The sequence below is a fragment of the Sphaerochaeta sp. genome (assembly GCA_022482495.1).
Taxonomy (GTDB): Bacteria; Spirochaetota; Spirochaetia; order Sphaerochaetales; family Sphaerochaetaceae; genus RUG023.
Genome location: JAKVPA010000001.1, coordinates 196547 through 218762, shown reverse-complemented (window position 1 = coordinate 218762; position 22216 = coordinate 196547). Strand labels below are relative to the sequence as shown.

Genomic DNA, 22216 nt, shown 5'->3' with positions numbered 1-22216 from the left:
ATGAAGCATCACACCATCGCGATCATTTCCATCGCGTCGTTTGTTCTCCTGGCCGGTTGTGACCGGCTGACGGGAACCAAGACGGCAGAGGCAACCCCGGCTACAACCGAGGTGAGCCAGCCGCAAGCGATTCCCGTGGGCACCCAACCGGTGAAGGTTGGTCCGATCACCAGCTACCGGTCGTTCAGCGGGGACGTGTATCCCGTCACCACCATGGTGATCCTCCCGGAAACCAGCGGGAAGATTGTCGAGACGCTGGTCAGGGAAGGGGACCACGTGACCAAAGGCCAGGTGGTCGCCCGGATCGACCAGTCCCGCCCGGGGATGAACTACCACCCCAGTGACGTCACCTCCCCGATGGAGGGGACACTGTTGTCCTTCTCCGCCCAGGTCGGTGGCATGGCGTCCCCCAGCGCGTCGCTGGGGACGATCATCACGGACAAGGACGTGGAGATCCACTTCGATGTGGTGGAACGGTATCTCTCGCTGGTCAAGGAAGGGCAGAAGGTGATCCTCTCGTTCGCCGCCTACCCGGATGAGACTTTCTCAGGGACCATCACCCGCCTGAGCCCGGTGGTGGACGGACAGAGCAGGACGCGCAAGGCGTACTGCAAGCTGGATACTCCGGATGAACGGATCATTCCCGGGATGTACGCCAAGATCCTGTTGGTCGAACAGCACCACGACAACGCGTTGCTCGTCCCCTCCAGCGCCGTGGTGTCCCATGAGGATGGATCGGTGATATTCGTCCTTTCCGGGAATGTGGCGAAAATGATGAAGGTGAAGACCGGCATCCAGGCGGATGGCATGACGGAGATCGTCTCCGGGTTGGCCAAGAATTCGGTGATCATCACCCAAGGCCAGGCGACGCTCAGTGACGGCTCGCCGGTGACGGTGACCTCGCAAGGAAAGGGGGCCGGCCAATGAGCGTTACCCGCAGCGCGGTGAAACATCCCACGACCGTCCTGATCATCTTTATTCTGCTGACGGCGTTGGGCGGCTATCTGATGGGAAAACTTCCCATCGACCTTTTGCCAGACATGGACATCCCGTACGTGTTGGTGCAGTCCACCTACACGGACGCGTCCCCCACCGAAGTGGAGGACAAGCTCACCCGGGTGCTGGAGAACTCCCTCTCCAGCGTCTCCGGTCTGAAGCAGATATCCAGCACATCCTCGCAGGGTTCCAGCACCATCATCATGGAGTTTGAGATGGATGCTGACATCGACCAGGCGGTGAATTCCATCCGCGACCGCATCGATTTGGTGCGGAACTACCTCCCCAGCGGTTCCACCAGCCCGGTGATCGTCCGCATGGATCCGACGATGATCCCCATCATGACGTTGGCGCTGACCAGTGACACGTTGGGACCGGAGGAACTCAGGACCATTGCGGCGGATACCGTCCAACCTCGGCTGGAACAAGTCTCCGGCGTCGCGTCCACGTCGCTTACCGGTGGCCGGGAACGTGCCATCCGGGTGACGATCCCCCAGGAGAAACTGGATGCCTATCATCTGTCGCTGACCAGCATCAGCCAGATGCTTGCGGCGCAGAACCTGCAGAGTTCCGCCGGACAGATCACGGAGGATGGCATCACCTGGTCGGTGACCACCGACGGGCAGTTCGCTTCGCTGGATGACATCCGTTCCACCGTCATCGCCTACAAGACCGGTTCGGACAATACGGTCAGCCGGATTCTTCTGGGAGATGTCGCCACGGTGACGGATGGCTACAAGGATGTGGACAGTTACGCCTACTTCAACGGGAAACCCGCGGTGAACATCTCATTGCAGAAGCAGACGGGAAAGAACACCGTCGCTACGGCGGAAGCGGTGCGCAGCCAACTTGATGTGATTCGCAAGAGCCTGCCTGCCGGGGTGGAGATCACTGAGGCGTACAACACCAGCGACATCATCGGGACTTCGGTCAAGCAGGTGGAGGACAGCGCCTTGCAAGGAGCGCTCCTTGCCATTCTGGTGCTGCTGTTCTTCCTCCGCAACTTCAAGAGCACGTTGATCATCGGGCTTTCCATCCCGATCTCCCTGGTCATTACGCTGGGGGTGATGTACTTCGCCGGCTTCACGCTGAATTTGATGACCCTTGCCGGTTTGGCGTTGGGCATCGGCATGTTGGTGGACAACAGCATCGTTATTCTGGAGAACATCTTCAGCTACCGGGAAAAAGGGGCAAAGGCGTCGGTGGCTGCCGTCCTGGGCTCCCAGGAGATGGTGATGGCCATCACCAGCAGCACGCTGACCACCATCTGCGTCTTCCTCCCGATGATCCTGTACAAACGGCAGCTTGGCATGGTGGGGCAGGTGTTCAACAGCCTGGCCTTCACCGTCGTCTTCTCGCTGGTCTGTTCGCTTCTTGTCGCCCTGTTTCTGGTGCCGGTGCTTGCGTCCAAATACCTGAAGATCGGAGACATCAAGGAACGGAACCAGAAAGGGTTCCAGAAGCTGATGACCCGTTTCTTCACCGCGTGGGACAACGGGTACGCCAAGGCGGTGCGCTGGACGCTGCACCACAAGGTGCTGGTCATTCTGGTGATCCTCCTGCTGTTCGGCTTCTCCATCAAGAAGATCGGGGACATCGGGTTCATCTACATGCCCTCATCGGAAGAGAACAGCGTCACCGTCTCCATCACCATGCCGCAGGGTACGGATCTTGAGGTGACGGATGATCTGCTTCGCCAGTTTGACGCCATGGCCCAGAGCAAACTGGCCGGGGTGAAGAGCAGTGTGGCGAGCAGCGGGGGGGCCACCACGTTGATGTCCAGCGGCGGAAGCTCCACCGCCTCCGTTTCCTATACGTTGTATGACAGCGCCGAACGGAAGGAAGGGTGGGATACCGATGCCACGGCGAAAGCGAAACTGGAATCGTTGTTCCCGCTGTTCCCCCAGGCTTCGTTCTCCATCCAGCAAAGCACCACCAGCCTGAGTTCAAGCAGTGGCATCGACATCGCCGTGAAGAGCAGTGACATGGACCGGGTCGTCTCCACCTCCAACGCCATCAAGACGCTGTTGGAGAAACAGGCGACGGATTCACTTGCTGATGTCACCTCGTCGCTTTCCGAGGGATTGCCCGAACTTTCCATCACCTATGACCGAGAGCGGATGTACGCGCTGGGAGTGACCATCGCCCAGGCCAACGCTGAGATCCAGAGTGCCATCAAGGGCACCACGGCGACGCTGTATCATGACAAGGGATCGGACATCGATGTGATCGTCAGCCTGGATCCCAAGGACAAGACCAGCATCGCCGATCTCGACAACCTGTACGTGACCAGTTCCGCCGGTCTCCGGGTGCCGTTGTCAAACTTCGCAACCTACACCCAGGGGACGGGACCGATCTCCATCGCCCATGAGGACCAGAGCAGGGTGGTCCACGTGACGGCCAACATCCGTCCCGGCCACACGGTGGACAAGACGCAGCGGGAGATTCAGGCGTTGATCGACGCCAACATCCCCCAGGACAGTGATGTGATGATCACCTACAGCGGGGATTACCAGGAACTGCAGCAAGGCCTGACCACGTTCGCAGAGATCATCATCATGGCGATCCTGTTGGTCTTCGCCATCATGGCAAGCCAGTTCGAGTCGTTCAAGAACCCGTTCATCATCCTGTTCTGCATCCCGCTGTCGGTGATCGGCATCGTGCTGATCTATCTTGCCACCGGCCAGACGCTCAGCCTGATCACCGCCGTCGGCCTGTTGCTCCTGGTGGGCATCATCGTCAACAACGGCATCGTGTTGATCAGCTACATTTCAATGCTCCGGAAGCGAGGTGAGTCGCTTGAGGATGCCTGCGTCGACGCGGCGAAGAGCCGTCTTCGTCCGATTCTGATGACGACGTTGACCACGCTCCTTGCGTTGATCCCCATGGCGTTCACCCAGCAGGAAGGCTCAGCAATGGTCCAGCCCATCGGACAGACGGTGTTGGGCGGTTTGGGTTTCGGAACGTTGATGACCTTGTTCCTCATGCCGGTTTTGTATTACATATTCAACCGACATGCGGACAAAAAGGCGCAGAAACGGATGGAGAAGGAATACAAGGATCTTTCCGTCAGGCAGGAGGAATCATGAAGAAACTGGAGATTATCATCAGTCAGGCGGTGGACGGGGATTTCCTCCACGATTTGGAAGTTCTGAAGGTGGGAGAACACTATACCCGCACCACAGGAGTGCAGGGGAAAGGGTACAGCTTCCCCAAGATGGGGGATGATGTCTGGCCGCAGCTGAACAACCACTATATGATCGTCGCCTCCGATGAAGAGGTGGAAGGGATCCGAAAGATCCTGAACCACCTCAGGGGGCAGTATCCCGGAGAAGGGATCGCCTGTTTCGTCTCCGAGGCGGAGGAACTGTGATGCGACGTTTGTTGTTCCTTTGCTGTCTGCTGTTCCTCGGCGTTGTGGGGTTTGCACAGATCACCGATTCCTACGCGTTTCTCAAGGATCGGTCTTCGTACGCACAACTGATGCAACTGGTTCGTGGCAAAGGGGACGCCGAGGAAGCCGAGCGCCTTTGTGAGACCTTCCGAACCCAGCAGGCGACACAGGAGGATCAGGTGGCGTCGATCCGCGCCACCCTTGCCTGTTCCCGCCTGTTGATCAAGGACGGACCGGTGCTGGATGTGGCCAAGGGAAAGACGATGGCGGAGCAGACGCTGGAAGATATCAAGAGTCTCCCTGAAGATTCCTTCTTTCGTCTGACGCTTGCCGCAGACGCAAATTCGTTGCTGTTCTTGGCGGACCGCTCTAATCTTTCCTATGGCATCGCGTCAAAGAAGGCGTTGGATGAAGCGTACAAGCGGTATCCGGACGAGTTCTACGCCATCTATTTGAAGGCGAACAACCTGGTCTTTGCCCCGGGGCTGTTCGGCGGGGATGTCTCCAAGGGAAGGGCCATGCTGGTGCAACTGTACCAAGAGACCCGTGACAAACTCGCTTCATGGGATCTCGCGTCGCTGTGCGGGGTCATCGGGATCGCGAGCTACCGCATGAAGGATCATCAGACGGCTTCTTCCTACCTTCTTGCCTCCAGCCGGATGTATCCGGTGGATTCCGAAGTTTCCGCGTATCTGGCCAAGGTAAGCGATACATGACTTGCCAGAGAGCGGGGAAATGAAGAGGATAGAGTCATGAGCACCTGTCTGATCATATCCGCCATGCCGGTCGATGTCCCGATTTCTCCCCAGCAGGGGGATTTTGTGGTCGCCGCTGACGCCGGATATCGTACCTTGCAGGGCCTTGGCATCACGCCGGATCTGGTTGTCGGGGACTTTGATTCGTTGGGATTCGTCCCTACGGGTGTGCCGGTGGAGCGCCGGCCAGAGCGGAAGGATGATACGGACACCATGCTGGCCATCCGTGCCGGTCTGGAAAAAGGCTGTTCCCGCTTTCTGCTGTACGGAGCGACGGGAGGGCGGACGGACCATACCATCGCCAATTTCCACGCATTGGCGTTTTTGAACGCTCATGGTGTGGAAGGTTATCTGGTTGGACGGGAGATGGCCACCATCGCGAAACGGGAGACGCTTCTGTTTCCTTCCGGCCTGACGGGTATCTTCTCCGTCTTCGCCTGGGGCTGTCCTTCGGCGACGGTCAGTCTGCAGGGGTGTTCCTACCCGTTTGATGGGGAACTCAGCGCAGATTTCCCCCTGGGAGTGAGCAACGCGTTCACGCATGCCCCTGCTTCCGTGACGGTCAAATCCGGAGAGATTCTGGTGATGTGGAATGCCGGGGTGCCGTGCTTTCCCCGACGGGAGGCGGTATGACGGCGGTCATCGATGTCGGAGGCGGCCTCCGCGGTTCCTATGGCAGTGGTGTGTTTGACTATTGCCTGGACCAAGGGATCGGTTTTGATCTGTGCATCGGTGTCTCCGCAGGCGCGGGGAACATCGCTTCTTTTCTCTCCAAACAGAGGGGCCGAAGCCTGCGGTTCTATGAGGATTACGCGTTCCGCAAGCAGTACATGTCGTTTTCCAATCTGGTGCGTACCGGCTCCTACCTGGATGTCCAGTACATCTATGGGACGTTGACGCGTCAGGAAGGGGAGGATCCGCTGGATTATGACACGTTGTGCGCCAATCCCTCCCGGATGATCGTCGTGGCAAGCGACGCGCAAAGCGGCAAACCTCGGTATTTCACCAAAGACGACATGCGCCGGAACGACTATGCGGTGTTGATGGCTTCCTCCTGCATCCCCATCGCGTGCAAACCGGTTTCCGTATCAGGACGATGGTATTTCGACGGCGCGCTGACCGACCCGATCCCTCTTGGCGCGGCTCAGGCAGCGGGTTGCGACCGGGTCGTGGTGATCCTCACCCGGCCGAAAACGATGACCATCACCGGGAAGCGTGAAAAGCGGATGGCGCCTCTGATCCGTCACCATTTTTCCCGTACGGCGGAGAACCTGAACCTCAGGGGAGAGCGATACAACCATGCGGTTTCCCTTGCCCGGGATTTGGAACGGGAAGGGAGCGTCCTGATCGTCGCCCCGGATGACATCGAAGGGATGAAGACGTTGACGCGGGATCGTTCCCAGATCCATGACTTGTACCTGAAAGGATACCAGGACGCTCGGCGCATCGCCCCGTTTCTTGCGTTCTGATGATTCCTTCTTGTTTTTTGTCCCGCATCTTGTGATACTGTGGAGGAAAAGAAGGATGAGGGGGTGGTATGAGTGAACGGCGACCAGGACACACATTGAAGGAGAAACCTACACAAACTTCCAAACCGTTTCTGGGTTGGTTTATCGTGTTGTTTGTCGTGTTCGTTGTGATGATCGGCATTGGGGTGCGGATCCCCAAAGAGAACCTGCTGTTGTCCTTTGGCGATTCTTCTTCCTATTCCTCCGGCTGGACAGATCCCTCCTTCCGGAATGTGGAATATGAACACAAGGCCTATCTGCTCCATGAAGGCGAGTCGATGACGATGGAGCACGTGCTCCCCGAACAGATTCCTGCCGGAACGGTGATCACCTTCCTGTCCAGTCATTTCCACATTGTCGTCACGGTCGACGGGAATGCGGTGTACGAAGAGGGGACGGCAAATCCTGGGCGTTTCGGCAAGGAGCTGGGGCGCCATTGGGTGACCATTCCCTTGGATCCGACATACGCAGGAAAGACGCTCCGCGTCACCCTGACCAACCAGGGTATCGGCCGGTACCTTGAGCTGTACACGGCACGGATCGGGCAGGTAGGGGCGATTCGGGCCCGAATCTTCCGGCAGAACCTGTATCTGTTCGGCTTTTGTCTGGTGATGCTCTGTCTGACCATCTGGCTTTTGGTCTATTACTTCATCCTCCGGCACTGGAAAGTGGCGTTCAACTACCAGTGTTACCTGTATCTGGGATTGTTCACGTTGGCGTCCAGCCTGTGGATTTTCAGTGATTCCGATTTCTTTTTCTTCTTTTCGGGAAACGCGTCGTTCCGCTACATGCTGTCCCATTTCTCATTCATGGTGATGCCGTTGTTCCTGACGCTGTTCTACCGTGAGCTTTCCCCCCATTACCGGAAGACGCTGGGATATTTCATCTACGCCTATTTCATCTATCTGTACGTCATTCTGGCGTTGTACGCGCTGAATCTGGTGCCGCTGAACCTCAGTCTGGTCACCACCCACATCTTCTGTTTCGTGATGGTGGCCATCCTGGCGTTGTTCGTGCTTTCCGAGTCGGTCCGCTATCATGACAAGACGATGGTGGCGCCGTTCCTGGCCCTCTTGGTGCTTGCCATTCCTTCGGCGGTCAACCTGGCGATGTTCTACACGAAGAGTTTCTATGACAACACCGAACCGTACCGCTGGGGGTTGATGTGCTTCGTCGTGATCGTGTTTGCCGTCACGGTGCGCAGCAGCATGAATGACTTCAAGGACATCCGGTTTGCCCGCTACTACAAACGGCTTGCCTATGTGGATGAGATCACCCACGGGAACACGGCCAACCGGTTCGTCGATGAGGCAAAACGCCTGGTCTCGGAGGGGGGCCGGTCGTATTACTTTGTCCACTACGATCTGGTGCAGTTCGCCATGATCCAGGATGTTCTTGGACGGAGCGAAGGAAACGCCATCCTCAAACGGGTGTATGATTTGATCGCATCCTGCCTGCATGAGAACGAGACGCTGGGATACCTCGGCGACGCCAAATTCGGCATGCTGGTCATGGCGGAATCCAACGATGTGCTGTATGTCCGGCTGAAGAAGATCTGGACGCTGCTCTCCGGCGTGGACAGCAGGAACCTGGGGGAACATTCCATCGTGGTGCAATCCTGCGCAGCGAAGTGGGGGGATCCCAAAACACTAATCGAAACCATCACCAGCCAGGCGTTGCTTGCCTATGGCAATCCGTTGGCCGATTATCTTCCCGATGTGCACTGCTATCTGTACAACGACGCTTGCGGCATGGAAATGCAACGGCAACGGATGCTAGAGGAGCGGATGCAACAGGCGCTCCGTGACAAGGAATTCGTCGTCTATCTGCAACCGACAATCAGACTGAGCGACGGCACGCTCTCCGGAGCGGAGGCGTTGATCCGTTGGCGCAATCCTGAGCTGGGGTTGTTGCAGCCGGGTGAATTCATTCCGCTGTTTGAGAAGAATGGGTTCATCACGGAAATCGACCTGTACGTCTTCAAGGAGGTGTGCATGTTGATCAACCGGTGGCTGGCCCAGGGCATCACGCCGCCAGTGGTTTCGGTGAACATCTCACGGACGGCGGTCAACCGGTACGAGGTGTTCCGGAAGTACGAGCAGATCGTCCGGGAGAGTGGGGTGCCCGTCTCCTACCTTGACCTGCAGATCTCAGAACATTCGGCGTACAAGGATGTCGGGGTGATCAAGCAGATCATCGACCGGATCCACTCCTGGGGCGCCACGGTGACGATTGATGATTTCGGATGCGACTCGTCCAACATCCAGGCATTGGGCGTGCTGGATTTCGATTCCATCAAGATCGACCGGAGTTTCTTCGCCGAAGGTTTCCCGGAGAATGAACGGAAGACCACCTTGGTCAAGGGGGTGATCAACATGGCCGGCTCGCTCGGACTGTCCGTCATCGCCCAAGGCATCGAGACGCACCCCCAGGTGGTTGCGTTGAAGAATCTGGACTGCAGCTACATCCAGGGATATGTGTATTCGCCACCCATCGCCATTTCGGAGTTTGAGCAAAAATATTTGCCGAAAGCGCAGAAAAAAGGCGATTGACACATCCCCATCCCTTGTGCAGAAATCATCCATTTGTGCTACACTCACACGAAGGTGGTGCAGCGCATGGATATTATTCTGAACCGGAAAAGCGTGAGGGTGTTCCGTGACGATCCTGTTCCGGACTCAAAAATCGTCATGCTTTTGGAGAGCGCCATGGCTTCTCCGTCAGCGGGAAACCAACAACCATGGGAGTTCTACGTGGTGAAGGACAAAACGGTGCTTCTCCGGCTTTCCCAGAGCAATCCCGACGCGGCATGTCTTGCCGGTGCGCCCCTTGGCATCGTCTGCTGTTCCCGCAAAAAAGCGCTGTTTCCCCAGTTTGTCGCCCAAGATATGGCTGCCTGTACGGAAAACATCTTGCTGGAAGCGGTAGCCCAAGGGTTGGGCGCCGTTTGGCTGGGCATCGCGCCGATTCAGGAGCGGATCGACTGGGTGACCAAGACGCTTGCCATCCCCCATACCTTGGAACCGTTCTCCATCATTGCCGTCGGCTATGCAGCCCGCACCACCAGCCGGGTGAACCGGTACGACAAAAGCAGGATTCATACCGTCTGAATACAAAAAACGGGAACTATGCAGAAGCATCGTTCCCGAGAGTAGCGGCGCAGGGAGTCGGACCCCGGACATACAGAATATGAGTCTGCCACTCTACCAGCTGAGTTACGCCGCCAAAATTCTGTCGCTCTAGTGACAATATCAGAAATCAGCCTGTTCATGCAAGGGGGTACGACTCATTTTCTTGTCTGATGTTTTCCCCGTTTCCCCGTTGTCTTTTTCTTCGTCTGCTACTACTCTACAAGCATGATCGGTTTCTTCATCAAAAAAGTGTTTTGGGATGGCTGGGACAACCTGTTGGGGCTCGTCCTGCAGAATTTGCTGTACATGGTGGTGCTGTTCGCCTTGTTGGGGTGCCTCTCGTTGGGAGCGGCCGGGACGGAAAACGCCTCGGCGACAACAACCGAGAAGGCCACTCCTACGACGGTGGTGGCCAGCCAGGTGGAAAAAGCCAATGAAACGGTGAAGCAGAGTGAAGCAGGGCAGGCCGGGCCGTATTTCGGCTTGTCCGTCGTCCTCCTTTGCCTGGTCGCCGGCTTGTTCGCGTTCCTGCAGGCGGGAACGGGCGCGATGAACCACGCCTATGCACGGTATGAACGGGTCGGATGGGCAGGCTTCAAGCGGGGGATCCGGACCAGTTGGCGGCATGCGCTCCTGTACTGGCTCGTCGTGCTGTTCCTTGCCGCGTTGATCGGTTTCGTCATGCCGTTCTACCTGTCCTACGGCAACATGTTCGGTCTGGTCATCACGGTGATTTTGTTCTGGGTCGCGGTGGCGTTCTCCCTGGCCATCATGTACTACTATCCGCTCCACTTCATGATGGAAGGGGACCGGCCGCTGAAGACACTGAAAAAGTGTTTCATCTTCGTGGCGGACAATACCGGAGTCAGCCTGTTCTGCGCCCTGGACATCATCGTCCAGGCGGTGATCTCCGTCTTCACCGTCGGCTTGATCCCGGGAACCGGCGGCATCCAGCTGACCGGCATGGTGGCGGGAAAACTGTTGATGAAGAAGTATGATTATCTGGAAGCCAATCCCGGCGCAGACCGCAAGCATCTGCCGTGGGCCGACCTGCTGTATGAGGAAAACGAAAGCATCGGACCCCGCTCCCTGAAGGGAATGATCTTCCCGTGGAAAGACTGAGATGGGCTACGAAGTGGAACTGAAGGCCCATGTGGCCGATCACGAGGCGTGCCAAAAGCGCCTCTCCGTGCTGGGTGACGGGCTCGTCCCGGAAGTGAAGGAAGATGTGTACTATTCACTTCCCGGAGGTCCCGCGTTGTTCCGTATCCGTCTGGAACGGTATGGTTCCTCCCAAGGGACGCTCTTGTTCACCAGCAAGGAGAAAACGATCCAAAATGGCGTGGAAGTCAACGTGGAGCATGAATTCACCGCGTCAGGGGAAGAGCGGGACGGAGCCATGGCGTTCGCCCGCTCCCTGGGATACGTGGAGTTCGTCCGCAAGTTGAAGCAGGGAGTCCATTGTCACATACCGTTCTCCGGCTTTCCTTCGCTTCACGTCGAGCTCGTCGAGGTTCCGCCGCTGGGGTGGTTTGTCGAGATGGAGTTCGTGCTGGACGACCAGGAACTGGTCGACCAGGCAAAACGGAACCTGCAGAAGGCGCTCCGCATGCTGGACATCGACCAGAGCGCCATTGAGAGCCGCTACTACATGGACATGCTACGCGCCCCAGCCAAGCAGCAATAATCCCAGGACGATCGAGCCGATGACGCCGAAGACGGTGTTGGTTCGGCTTGTCCACGTGGAAGGCAGGAGCAGTTCCTGCAGTGACCAGAGGGACAGCAGGGACGCGGCACAGATGCCGAGCAGGGAACGGTTGGTGAACAAGATCGCCATCGGGAGGAGCATCGAGATGACCAGGGATGCGAACAATGCGCCTTTGGTCTGCAGGGAAAGCAAAAACAGCGCCGCCGCCATCCCAAGGAGCGAGCATGCCGCGACCCAGGTGAGGTGGCTGCCCGCTTTCAACGCGATTGCGTAGACGCCACACCCCAACGAAAGGATACGGAACACGTTGCCAAGCGTCCGGAACACCCGATGGGCGGGCCGCATTGTCTCATCCAGGAAATGATCCAGCGCGGAGAAGGTGAAAGTTGCCAGTAAGAGCAGGTACAAGGCCATCGGCCAAGGGCTTCTGAACAGAGCGATCAGCATCAGAAGGCAACACAAGCCTCCGACGCAATCCACCACGCCACCCCAGACGGAGTGGGGTTGGTAGGGGGTCGAGGGGTTCAGCGAACGAAGGAACGAAGCGCGGTTGTACCGGAACCTGAACGAGGTGCCGTTTCCCAGCTGTGCCTGGAACTTCAGATCATCCACCTGTGCCGAATGACGGCAGATGTCCTCCACCTGCGCCAAGAATTGTGTAAACAACGCATCACGTTTTTCTTCCATATTCAACTCCAGAATTTGGTTTCCTTGATATCATCAACCAAGCGGCGGACTTCCGCTTCCAATGCATGGCAGATCATCCCTTCCGCCTTCAGACGGTCTGTCTTTGCCACTTCCAACGCTTCGGGAAACTCCATCGCCCGACCGATGTTTGCGTAGTAGTTCCTGCTGACCACCGTCATGTCACGTCCCGCAGTGAAGGAGAACTTTGCCCGCACCCTGCGCCGGGGCGCAACCAGACCGATGGGGATCACCGGGACGGGATGATCCAGATAGATTCGCGCCACGCCGGCGTGAAACGGACCGATCTTCCCATCTCCATACAGTTTGCCCTCGGGAAAAATGTAGACGGAGTCTCCCGCCTGGAGATAGGAAACCGCGGCCTTCACGACGCCCTTGCGGTCGGCGGGCGTCAACGCCTTGATCTGTTCCGTCCATTTGAGGAACGGCCTGACCAGACGGATCCCCCAGGCTCTGCCGATGACCATGTGCAGGTCATCCTTGGTCAACGTGGTGACGAAGTGGACGTCTGAGGAACTGAAATGGTTGGAACAGAACAGTTTGGGTCCGTCGGGAAGCGGTTCCTCCTTCCAGACGCAGAAATCGTAGTTCAGGCTGAGGATCAGCCGGACTGCGGTGCGGTAGATATGGTTGAGGATCCTGGCGACGGGTTTCACAGTTCTGATCGTACGGACAAACCGGGTGGGTTGTCTACCACACCGGCACAAGCAGATGGTTCGTTTCGTCCCATTGCATCGGTGTCCCGTAGACCGATTCGATCCGCTCTTTGATGATCACTTCCTGCGGCGCGCCCTGCGCCACCAGCTTCCCATGGTTGAGCAGCACCACGTCATCACTGTACACCTGGGCCATCGTCAGGTCGTGCAGCACCAGAATGACCAGTTTCCCCCCATGGTGGGCAAGATCCTTGACCAGACGCAACGTGGAGACCTGATAGGAGATGTCCAGATTGTTCACCGGCTCGTCCAACAGCAGCACCGGCGTATCCTGCGCCAGGGCACGGGCGATCAACGTTCGTTGGAATTCCCCGCCGGAGAGGGAGAGGACGCTGGCATCCGCTTTGTCGGAAAGATCGCAGGTATCCAGGCTTTCCTCCACGTGGAGCGAGCCAGCCATCGCCACGGCGTCCCGTACGGTGAAATCCTCCTCGATGCGCCCCCATTGGGGGACCAGGGCGATCCGCTTGGCGATTGCTCTTCGGGAGTAGGAGGCGATGTCTTTTCCTTCCAGCAATACCTGTCCTGACTGGGGGGCCAATTCCCGGTAGAGGAATTTCAGGAGGGTGCTCTTTCCGGAGCCGTTGGGGCCGATCACCGTGCACAGGCCGGGACCATGGAAGGAGAGGGAAAGGCCTTCAAACACCGGAGCGTGGGGATAGCCTCCCGAAAGGTTTTCCACCCGGATGATCTCATCCATACTGGTACCTCCCCCGGTGGAGCATCATCAGAAAGAGCGGGGTGCCCACAAGGGCGGTGATCACTCCGACCGGCATCTCACCGGTGGGAAGCACCACACGGCAGATGATGTCCGATGCGAGCAGCAGCAATGCGCCGCAGGCGGCGGAAGCGGGAAGGAGCCGGTGGTGCTTCGGGCCGGAGAGCAGGCGCGCGATGTGTGGGGCAAGCAGTCCGATGAATCCGATCACCCCGAAGGACGCGACACATACGGAAACGGCGATGGTGGGCAGGAGGAGGAACAACAGGCGGTAGCGGCGGATATCCAGGCCGAGGGACAGCGCCGAGGAGGAATCCAGCAGCATCATGTCCAGTTCCTTGCTGTGCCGCCAAAGCGGGGGAAACATCAGTATGGCAAGAACCGCCGCCATCGCCGCCTGACGGAATGTCGAGGCGGAGAACGAGCCCAGTGTCCAGAACATGATCCGCTGGTACTGTTCCCGCTCCAGCAGCATGATCAACGTCAAAAGGGAGGAGCAGAGGTAGGTGACGGCCACACCGCTGAGGATCAGGCGGGTCTGTCCTTGGTGGCGCAGGGAGACGGCAAGAATGAACAGCGACGCCCCCAGTCCTCCGATCAAGGCGGGGATGGTCAGGGAGACGGCGCCCAGCGCCGCGCCGATGGCCGCTCCCAGACTGCCGCCGGAGGAGATGCCAAGCACGTAGGGGTCTGCCATCGGGTTCTTCAGCACCGCCTGGAATACTGCTCCGGAGAGGCCAAGGATGGCGCCGCAGCACAGCGCCGCGATGGTGCGGGGAATCCGCAGGTGTACGATGATGTACCACAGGGGAGGGTCCTGTCCCTGGAACGCCCTGATGATTTCTCCCAGCGACGAACGGGAACTTCCCATCATCAGAGAGAGAATGACGAAGAGGAAGGTGGTGATGGGAAGGACCCAATGGAACGAATGCTTCGCCATCTCAGTCCTCATGGATCAGGCGGGCCAGTTCGGCCACCGCCTGCACCAGGCGCGGGCCTTGCCGGCCGATCAAATCCCCGTCGATCACATTGACTTTTGCGGGAAGATCACCGTACGGTTTGGTCGCTTTCCACTGGGAGAGGATTTCCTGTCCGTCGGAGCCGTCGTTCATCTGGCCCATCAGGATCACCACATCGGGCTTTGCCAGGACCAGCTGCTCTTTGGTGAACATCCAGTTCTTTCCGTCCTTCGCCACGTTGATGCCGCCGGCCAGGGTGATCATCTCGTCCATGTACGTGTCCCCGGTGGCGGTGGCGTCATACGGGCCAAAGGCCACGGCGATGTACACTCGCTTCTTCGGCGCATTCTGGTAGGTTGTCTGGATTTCCTCAAGTTGGGAGCGCATCGTCGCTTCCAGTGCCGCCGCTTCCTTTTCTTTGCCGATCACCAGTCCAAGGTCGTGGATGAAGGAGAAGACGCCGTCGAATGAGCCTTCCTTGTTGATGGAAATGGCTGGGATTCCTGCGTTCTGGATCGCCTGGTATACGTCATCCCCCACCATGGAACTGGCGATGACCAGATCCGGCTGGAGGCGGATGATCTTTTCCACCGATGGATTGATGATCCCTCCGATGGATGGGATCGCCGACACCGACTCGGGCCAATTGCAGAAATCGGTGCGTCCGACAAGCTTGTCCTCCGCGCCCAACGCACAGATGCCTTCAGTGACCGTCGGCCCAAGACTGACGATCCTGCTGACCGGTTTGATGGCGTAGACGGTTCCCCTGCTGTCCGTGTAGGTCTCAGTGGAGGAAACAGGAGTCTCCATCGTCGGCTGGCCAAAAAGAAACAAGGCTGCCAACATGGTGATCACTACGGAAAGAAATCGTTTCATACAGCGCCCCTTTGCCTATCTGTCGTAGGCGTGCGTCATGCCGGCAGGGTCTCCTGACTTGTACAGTGGCGGGACCGCGCGGCATTACCGACTTCCCCCGTGCTGGCTCTTTCAGCGTACCGGTGGGGAAGGACAAAGTCAACAAACCGCCTGGAAAAAGGGAACGGAAGCTGCTAGGATGGTGGCATGAAACAGGTGGAAGTGGCCGCCGCGGTGATCATCCGTGACGGCAAAGTGTTTGCCGCACAGCGTCCCGACCGTGGGGAAGTGGCGCTGAAATGGGAGTTTCCCGGGGGAAAGCTGGAAGCGGGTGAATCCGGGGAGGAAGCCGTGGTCCGTGAGATCCGGGAAGAGCTGAAAAGCACCATCCGCGTCCAAAAGGAGCTGGGTGTGGTCCGGCATCAATACCAGACCTTCTTCATCGTGATGCACGCCTATCGTTGCATTCTGGTGGAAGGCGAGCTCCCCCTTTCCGAGCATGTGGCCAGCAGATGGCTGGACGCTGACCACCTTCATTCGGTGGATTGGGCGGATGCCGACCGTCTGCTTCTGGATTCCGTCGCCAAGGAGCTTGCCCATGCCGGATGATCTTGGGGATCGGCTCACCCACAGTTTGCGGACGGGATTCATCGACGCGTCCGTACCCTCCGATGAAACGTTGCGTCCGACGTTGGTGTTGAACCGATATCCCAAGACCAAAGTGTTGTCCACGTTGGTGAAGGAACTCTCCTCCTGTGACGGTTTCCTGTTTTCCGTGGCGTTCATCACGCAGGGCGGGGTGGCTTCCCTGTTCAGCGCATTGCAGGAAGCGAGCCGGAAAGGGGTGAAGGGTCGGATCCTTACGACCGACTACCTCTCCTTCACCGATCCCGCCGCGATCGAAGCATTGTGTGCGTTTCCCAACATCCAGGTGCGTGTGGCCAGTGGTTCACGATTCCACGCGAAGGGATACCTGTTTTTCAAGGATCCCCTGCATCGTCAGGCAAGCGTGATCATCGGAAGCGCCAATCTCACCCAAGAGGCGCTCTCCGTCACCCGGGAATGGAATGTCGGGCTTTCCATGCTGCAGGGCGGCTCGTTCCTCGCCCAACTGGAGAGCGAGTTCCAGGACGCCTGGGACGAGGCGATCGAGGTTTCGGAAGCATGGCTTGCCCATTATCGGCAGATCTACCAGACGTTTCATCGGGATGTGGACCAGAACGCCAATCCACCCTCGACGTTCACCCCGAACCACATGCAGCAGGAAGCGTTGGTTGCGTTGGCTGGCCTCCGAGCCCAAGGCAAACGGAAGGCATTGGTCATTTCTGCGACCGGAACAGGAAAGACCTTCCTTTGCGCCTTTGATGTGAAGGCGGTGAATCCCCGGCGTATGCTGTTCATCGTCCATCGGAGCACGATCATTGCCGATGCCATCAAAACCTTCCAGGCGGTCTTTGGGAGCGATATTTCCGTCAGTGTAGTGGGTGATGGTTCCCGAGAGACCGATTCCCGGTTCGTGTTTGCCATGGTACAGACGCTGAACCATCCGGAGGTGTTGCGCCGATTCTCTCCTGACGCATTCCAATACATCGTCATCGATGAGGTGCATCACAGTGGGGCGGAGACCTACCAACGGGTGATGCAGTACTTTCATCCGGATTTCTGGCTGGGGATGACGGCCACCCCACAGCGGACCGACGGATATGACATCTATCGGTTCTTTGACCACACGGTGGCCTATGAGATCCAACTGTCCAACGCGTTGGAAGAGGGGATGCTCTGTCCGTTCCATTACTGGGGCATCAGCGATTTCACCGTTGATGGGCAGGAAGTGAGCGAGGTCTCCGATTTCCGGTACTTGGTGGCCGACGAACGGGTGCGGCGGATCCGACAGATGATACTTCGGTATCGTCTGGGAAACCCGGAGCCGCGTGGTTTGATTTTCTGCAGCAGGAACGATGAGGCACGGGAGCTTGCACGCAAGCTTGACGCGCCGGATATGCGCGTCCTGAGTCTGTGTGGCAGTGATGACACCGCGGTCAGGGAAAAAGCCATCGAACGGCTGAAAGCCCCGAAAACCGATCCTGACCATCTGGATTATCTGGTTACCGTGGATATTTTCAACGAAGGGGTGGACATCCCTTGCGTCAACCAGATCGTCATGCTTCGTCCCACCACCTCGGCCATTGTGTTCATCCAGCAGTTGGGAAGAGGACTGCGCCTGTATCCGGGAAAACAGTTCGTTTCCGTGGTGGATTTCATTGGGAATTACCAGCACAATTACCTGATCCCCGTCGCGTTGTTTGGCGATCATTCCTACGAAAAGGAAGTGATGCGCAAGCTGGTGATTGAAGGCAGCCTGGCCATCAATGGGGTTTCCACGGTGGATTTCGATCATATCGCCAAGGAACGGATCCTCCAGGCGGTGAACCAAGGTGGCTATACGGCGAGCAGACAGCTTGCCGCCTGGTATGCCGATGTCAAGCAACGGTGCGGACGGGTTCCGATGATGATGGATTTCGAAACGTTGAACGCCGTCAGTCCTCTGCTCTTGATCGCCCATTGCAAGGCGAAGGAACGTTCCTATCCGGCGTATGTCCGTACCGTTGATCCCGCCTCGTTCGATCCTCCCTTTTACCAAAGCCCACTGGCAGAGCCTGGCGTTCTTCGCAACGGCGTTGGCCTCGGGAAAACGTCCCTATGAAGCGTTGCTGGTGAAGCGCATCCTGGATGGTGAGCTGATGGTGGATATTGCGTCCATCAAGGCGGAGGTGCAAAAACGGTATGGGTACGAGCCAAGTGATCGTTCGGTGGAAGGCGCGTGCAACGTGCTGTCCGACCAGTTTTTCAAAGAACAGGACCGGACGAAATTCGGGAACATACGCTATCTCCAGCGACAAGGGGCGATGGTTCGGCCGACCACCCAATTCTTGGATCTTCTTTCTGAACCCATGTATCGGTCCTGTGTATCCGATGTGGTGGCGTTTTCACTGGCGCAGTTTGCAAAAAAGGATCTTCACCTCGTCGGGAAGGTGACTTCGTATTGTATGAGCGGTACACCCGTCAGGATGCGTGCCGTCTGTTGGGATGGGGGAAAGATCTTACTTCCACCATCTATGGTTATTTGATCGACTACAAGAAGACCAGGACGTGTCCGGTGTTCGTCACCTATGCGAAGGATTCCGGAAAGATCAGCGCGAGCGTCGACTACCAGGATCGGTTTGAAAGTGAGGAGGTGTTCTCCTGGTACACCCGCCACGGCGTGCGTGCAAACAGCAAGGAGCCGGTGGCGATACGAAGCGGCGGCATCAGGATGCTGCTGTTTGTCAAAAAGAGTGATGATGAAGGATCAGAATTTTATTATTTGGGTGACATGACGTTGATGGAGGACCAGGAAGAGACGATGCCAGGGAAAAACGGGGAAGCGCTTCCCGTCGTTCACATGCGCTTTCGCATGAGGGATCCTGTTTCTGACGCCATTTACGCGTACCTGTGTGACACCACAAAATGGAATGCCACAAACGTGGCTGGGTAAGGCAGGTTTTTGGCTTCTGGTTTCTTGCACCATTCATCAAGCAACCACCTGACGCGTTCTTTTTTCTTGAAGACCGGCATGCCTGGAGATACATTTTTCCCTTCGTGTGCTATGTTCCTTCTAGGGATGGTGGGGGAGTCGCTCATGCATGAGGCAAATCGTGGAAGCGGTATCGTTCTGGTGGCGGTCTCCGCCGCTTCGTTCGGCGTGATGCCGGTCTTCGCCCAGATGGCCTATGCCGGCGGGACCAGTACGGTGACCTTGCTGTTCCTGCGGTTTTCCGTCGGGGCATTGTGCATGGGGCTGTTCGCCGCCCTGCGGAAGCTTCCCGTCCCGTCAGGGAGGGATACGCTGGCATCGCTTCTGTTGGGCGCCATCGGATACGTCGGCCAGTCGTACTGCTATTTCACCGCGCTCCGCTACGCGTCGGCCAGTGTGGTGGCGCTTCTCTTGTACACCTATCCGATGATGGTGATGGCTTCTTCCGTCCTGTGGTTCCACGAGGTGGTCAGCCGGAGGAACATCGTTGCGTTGGCCTGTGCCATTCTTGGTGCCGTGGTGATTTTGGGAGCCAAAGGCCATGCAAGCATGGAAGGGGTGGTGCTTTCCCTCGCGTCGGCGGTGATCTACACCGGGTATATTTTGGTCAGCGCGCGGGTGGTGAGAAAGGGGAGGGAAATCTCGTCTTCCGCGTACATCATGCTGGGGGCCGCCCTCGTGTATGGGGTGATGAATGGAGTTTCCGGCTTTTCCTTTCCCCACGACGCTTCCAGCATCGGCGCCGTACTGTCCATCGCATTGGTCTCCACCGTGCTGGCGTTCTGGTCGTTCTTCACCGGAATGGAGAAGATAGGCCCATCCACCGCCGCCATGGTATCCACCGTGGAACCGGTGGTCACCGTCCTGGCGTCCGTCCTGATGCTGGGGGAGTCATTAACCCTCCGCCTGGTCGGCGGAGGTGTCTTGGTGTTGGCGTCATTGGTGCTTAACGCAACGACTCCTTCCCCGAGGGGCAAAGATGCGGGGTGAAAAAAGTGTCTCCCTTTTGGCAGGAATGTCGCATACCGTTCCCGCGTGGTCGGTTGACCAGTTCCATCCGCCTCTGTACCATGCCGGTATGCAGTACCGAACCATAGAGATCTACACGGATGGGGGATGCAGCGGCAACCCGGGACCGGGGGGCTGGGCGTTCACCCTCAACGCGGATGGCGTGTTCACCACCGAGCTTTCCGGAGGGGAGGCGATGACGACCAACAACCGGATGGAACTGACCGCGGTGATCAAAGCGCTGGAATACGCCCGGACCCTCGGGGCGGAGCGGATCGTCGTCAACACGGACAGCCAGTACGTGAAGAACGGCATTCTGGTGTGGATCGCATCCTGGAAACGAAAAGGGTGGAAGACGGCGGACAACAAACCGGTGAAGAACCGGGAATACTGGGAAATCCTGGACAAGCTGGTCTCCGGGCTGTCCGTGTCATTCCGGTGGGTCAAGGGGCACAATGGGATCGAGATGAACGAAAAGTGCGACCAGATGGTCCAGGCTGAGATCGGGAGGATCAAAGGGAATGCATGAGGAGAAGACAACGCTTCCTCAGCTGTTCTGGACGTTCGCCAAAATCGGCGTGATGACCTTTGGCGGCGGATACGCCATGCTGCCCATGTTGCAGCGGGAAGTGGTGGAAAGCAGGAAGTGGTGCACCGATTCCGACCTGTTGGATTATTTTGCCGTCGGACAGTGCACGCCGGGCATCATCGCCGTGAACACGGCGACGTTCATCGGCTATAAACAACGGGGAAACATCGGTGGCATTGTCGCCACACTCGGTATGGTGTTCCCCTCATTGGTGATCATCACCATCCTGGCCTCCGTCCTTACGGCGTTTGAAGAGAATACATACGTCCAGATGGCTTTCAGCGGCATCCGGGTCGCCGTATGCGCCCTGATCACCGTCAGCGTGGTGAAACTTGCAAAGAAAAGCATCGTTGATGTCCCGACACTGGTCCTCTGCCTGGCAACCTTTGTCCTGATGGTCGTCTTCTCCCTCTCTCCGGTGATTTTCATCGCCGTGGGAATCCTCTGGGGGTTGCTGTTCTCCTTTCTGAAAGAAAAACGGAGGAAATCATGACCTACCTCCTGTTGTTCTGGGAATTCTTCAAGATCGGGCTGTTCTCCGTAGGTGGTGGGTTGGCCACGTTGCCGTTCCTGTTCCGTCTGGCCCAGACCCACCCGGAATGGATCACCGTCAATGACATTTCCAACATGATCGCCGTCAGCGAATCAACCCCAGGTCCGATGGGCATCAACATGGCGACCTATACAGGAAGCATCGTCGGGGGAATCTTTGGTTCCCTGTGCGCCACGTTGGGGCTGGTCGCCCCGTCGATCATCATCATTCTGATCATCGCCCGGGTGCTGGAGAAGTTCAGCGACAACCGCTATGTGAAGTGGGCGTTCTACGGACTGCGCGCCTCGGTGATCGCCTTGATCTCCTACGCCGGTTGGCAGGTGTTCCGCATCTCGCTGTTTGACGGCTCCCATATCCGTCTGGTGGAGACGGCACTGTTCGCCGTTTTCCTGGTGCTGATGCTCAAATTGAAGAAGGTCCACCCCATCGTGTGGATCGGCATCGCAGCCGTACTGGGAATTTTGCTCAAGTTGCCTTCGTGACCGGGGGATGGGCTTTGAGGTAGGAGGCGATCGCCTCCTCCACGCTGCCTTCCCCGGAAAGTTTTCCCAACACCGTATAAGCCTCGATCAGGTTCACCCGATGGTCCAGAAGCCATTGTGCCTGTGTTTTCGCTTCCTCGGTGAGTCCTTCGTCCAACGCCCATTGCATCACGGAGACGCGGAAATCGGTATCACCGGGATTCAAGGAAAGAATGCGATGATATCCTTCCAGCGTAGCCTGGACGTTTCCTTCCGCCCGGTAACTGTCCGCCTTCAACGTCAGGAATCGAAGGGAGCCAGGGTGCAGGGCGAACGCCTCATCGCACAGGGCTCGCGCTTCGGTGAACCGTCCCGAGGCGAACAAGGCCAGCGCCTTGTCGTACAACAGTTTCATGTTGCCTTGGTCTTTTTCCAGAGCTTGATCAAACAGCTGGATGGCTTCGTCGTATCGCTTTTCGTCCACCAACGCCATGCCGCGGGAAAGCGCCTGGTTCACCCGCGTCTCGTTTGAGGCGCAGGAGAAGAGGAGCAGGCAGACGAAAAGGAACGGGAAGAACCTTTTCAC

At 57.7% G+C, this 22216-nt stretch carries 22 protein-coding genes, 1 tRNA gene, 1 pseudogene and 1 riboswitch; of the genes and pseudogenes, 17 read left to right on the top strand and 7 right to left on the bottom strand.

Translation table 11 applies throughout. The features are described from left to right. The 8 genes from LKE28_01075 to LKE28_01040 all read left to right on the top strand — a co-directional run bounded on the left by LKE28_01075 (nt 1) and on the right by LKE28_01040 (nt 9763). Complete coding sequence (locus LKE28_01075; protein MCH3906869.1) at nt 1–927, top strand: efflux RND transporter periplasmic adaptor subunit; 927 nt, start codon at nt 1–3, stop codon at nt 925–927. Next, the gene (locus LKE28_01070) at nt 924–4085 is read left to right on the top strand and encodes an efflux RND transporter permease subunit (GenBank protein ID MCH3906868.1); all 3162 of its coding nucleotides are present in this window, start codon (nt 924–926) and stop codon (nt 4083–4085) included. The genes LKE28_01075 and LKE28_01070 overlap by 4 nt, the downstream gene beginning before the upstream one ends. Then, nucleotides 4082–4369, top strand: coding sequence for a hypothetical protein (locus tag LKE28_01065; GenBank protein MCH3906867.1), 288 nt, complete (start codon nt 4082–4084; stop codon nt 4367–4369). The genes LKE28_01070 and LKE28_01065 overlap by 4 nt, the downstream gene beginning before the upstream one ends. Then, nucleotides 4369–5106 carry a hypothetical protein gene (locus LKE28_01060; protein ID MCH3906866.1) on the top strand — a complete coding sequence of 246 codons (738 nt, stop codon included), beginning with the start codon at nt 4369–4371 and terminating at the stop codon, nt 5104–5106. The genes LKE28_01065 and LKE28_01060 overlap by 1 nt, the downstream gene beginning before the upstream one ends. A 36-nt stretch (nt 5107–5142) precedes the next feature. Continuing rightward, nucleotides 5143–5778, top strand: a complete 636-nt coding sequence (locus LKE28_01055; GenBank protein MCH3906865.1) for a thiamine diphosphokinase — start codon at nt 5143–5145, stop codon at nt 5776–5778. Further along, complete coding sequence (locus LKE28_01050; GenBank protein ID MCH3906864.1) at nt 5775–6614, top strand: patatin family protein; 840 nt, start codon at nt 5775–5777, stop codon at nt 6612–6614. Before LKE28_01055 ends, LKE28_01050 begins: the two co-directional genes overlap by 4 nt. Before the next feature lie 68 nt (nt 6615–6682). Continuing rightward, nucleotides 6683–9205 (top strand): EAL domain-containing protein, encoded by a 2523-nt coding sequence (locus LKE28_01045; protein ID MCH3906863.1) that lies wholly within the window; start codon nt 6683–6685, stop codon nt 9203–9205. A gap of 66 nt (nt 9206–9271) precedes the next feature. After that, a complete protein-coding gene (locus LKE28_01040) occupies nt 9272–9763 on the top strand; it encodes a nitroreductase family protein (GenBank protein MCH3906862.1) in 492 nt (163 codons plus the stop codon). Between the two features lie 42 nt (nt 9764–9805). Here the strand turns inward: LKE28_01040 and LKE28_01035 are convergent. Next, a tRNA-Met gene (locus tag LKE28_01035) sits at nt 9806–9878 on the bottom strand. A gap of 131 nt (nt 9879–10009) precedes the next feature. Between LKE28_01035 and LKE28_01030 the strand changes: the two genes are divergently transcribed. Together LKE28_01030 and LKE28_01025 are read left to right on the top strand one after the other, a co-directional pair. Then, nucleotides 10010–10906 (top strand): hypothetical protein, encoded by an 897-nt coding sequence (locus tag LKE28_01030; protein MCH3906861.1) that lies wholly within the window; start codon nt 10010–10012, stop codon nt 10904–10906. A gap of 1 nt (nt 10907) precedes the next feature. Beyond that, entirely contained in the window at nt 10908–11471 is a 564-nt protein-coding gene (locus LKE28_01025; protein MCH3906860.1) for a CYTH domain-containing protein, read from the top strand. Here LKE28_01025 and LKE28_01020 read toward each other — a convergent pair. Genes LKE28_01020 through LKE28_01000 form a run of 5 tightly spaced genes read right to left on the bottom strand, consistent with a single transcriptional unit; the run spans nt 11445 to nt 15466 of the window. After that, a complete protein-coding gene (locus LKE28_01020) occupies nt 11445–12179 on the bottom strand; it encodes a hypothetical protein (protein ID MCH3906859.1) in 735 nt (244 codons plus the stop codon). The two genes, LKE28_01025 and LKE28_01020, sit on opposite strands and share 27 nt — an antisense overlap. Before the next feature lie 2 nt (nt 12180–12181). Continuing rightward, nucleotides 12182–12853, bottom strand: coding sequence for a 1-acyl-sn-glycerol-3-phosphate acyltransferase (locus LKE28_01015; GenBank protein MCH3906858.1), 672 nt, complete (start codon nt 12851–12853; stop codon nt 12182–12184). A 34-nt stretch (nt 12854–12887) separates the two neighbouring features. Further along, nucleotides 12888–13613 (bottom strand): ABC transporter ATP-binding protein, encoded by a 726-nt coding sequence (locus LKE28_01010; GenBank protein MCH3906857.1) that lies wholly within the window; start codon nt 13611–13613, stop codon nt 12888–12890. Further along, nucleotides 13606–14571 (bottom strand): iron ABC transporter permease, encoded by a 966-nt coding sequence (locus tag LKE28_01005; protein MCH3906856.1) that lies wholly within the window; start codon nt 14569–14571, stop codon nt 13606–13608. The genes LKE28_01010 and LKE28_01005 overlap by 8 nt, the downstream gene beginning before the upstream one ends. A gap of 1 nt (nt 14572) precedes the next feature. Next, on the bottom strand, nt 14573–15466 hold the full coding sequence (locus LKE28_01000; GenBank protein ID MCH3906855.1) for an ABC transporter substrate-binding protein: 894 nt from the start codon (nt 15464–15466) through the stop codon (nt 14573–14575). Between the two features lie 25 nt (nt 15467–15491). After that, nucleotides 15492–15604, bottom strand: a riboswitch (cobalamin riboswitch). A 48-nt stretch (nt 15605–15652) separates the two neighbouring features. Between LKE28_01000 and LKE28_00995 the strand changes: the two genes are divergently transcribed. The 7 genes and pseudogenes from LKE28_00995 to LKE28_00965 all read left to right on the top strand — a co-directional run bounded on the left by LKE28_00995 (nt 15653) and on the right by LKE28_00965 (nt 21651). Next, the gene (locus LKE28_00995; GenBank protein MCH3906854.1) at nt 15653–16054 is read left to right on the top strand and encodes a (deoxy)nucleoside triphosphate pyrophosphohydrolase; all 402 of its coding nucleotides are present in this window, start codon (nt 15653–15655) and stop codon (nt 16052–16054) included. Continuing rightward, nucleotides 16044–18149 carry a DEAD/DEAH box helicase family protein gene (locus LKE28_00990; protein ID MCH3906853.1) on the top strand — a complete coding sequence of 702 codons (2106 nt, stop codon included), beginning with the start codon at nt 16044–16046 and terminating at the stop codon, nt 18147–18149. The genes LKE28_00995 and LKE28_00990 overlap by 11 nt, the downstream gene beginning before the upstream one ends. Beyond that, nucleotides 18040–18980 (top strand): annotated as a pseudogene (locus LKE28_00985) (DUF3427 domain-containing protein). Before LKE28_00990 ends, LKE28_00985 begins: the two are co-directional and overlap by 110 nt. A gap of 144 nt (nt 18981–19124) precedes the next feature. Beyond that, a complete protein-coding gene (locus LKE28_00980; GenBank protein MCH3906852.1) occupies nt 19125–20009 on the top strand; it encodes a DMT family transporter in 885 nt (294 codons plus the stop codon). An 88-nt stretch (nt 20010–20097) separates the two neighbouring features. After that, nucleotides 20098–20556: a ribonuclease HI gene (gene rnhA / locus LKE28_00975; GenBank protein MCH3906851.1), complete on the top strand. Its 459-nt coding sequence runs from the start codon at nt 20098–20100 to the stop codon at nt 20554–20556. Then, nucleotides 20549–21109: a chromate transporter gene (locus tag LKE28_00970; protein ID MCH3906850.1), complete on the top strand. Its 561-nt coding sequence runs from the start codon at nt 20549–20551 to the stop codon at nt 21107–21109. The genes rnhA and LKE28_00970 overlap by 8 nt, the downstream gene beginning before the upstream one ends. After that, nucleotides 21106–21651 carry a chromate transporter gene (locus LKE28_00965; protein ID MCH3906849.1) on the top strand — a complete coding sequence of 182 codons (546 nt, stop codon included), beginning with the start codon at nt 21106–21108 and terminating at the stop codon, nt 21649–21651. Before LKE28_00970 ends, LKE28_00965 begins: the two co-directional genes overlap by 4 nt. Here the strand turns inward: LKE28_00965 and LKE28_00960 are convergent. Next, nucleotides 21635–22216: a tetratricopeptide repeat protein gene (locus tag LKE28_00960; protein MCH3906848.1), complete on the bottom strand. Its 582-nt coding sequence runs from the start codon at nt 22214–22216 to the stop codon at nt 21635–21637. The genes LKE28_00965 and LKE28_00960 overlap by 17 nt on opposite strands.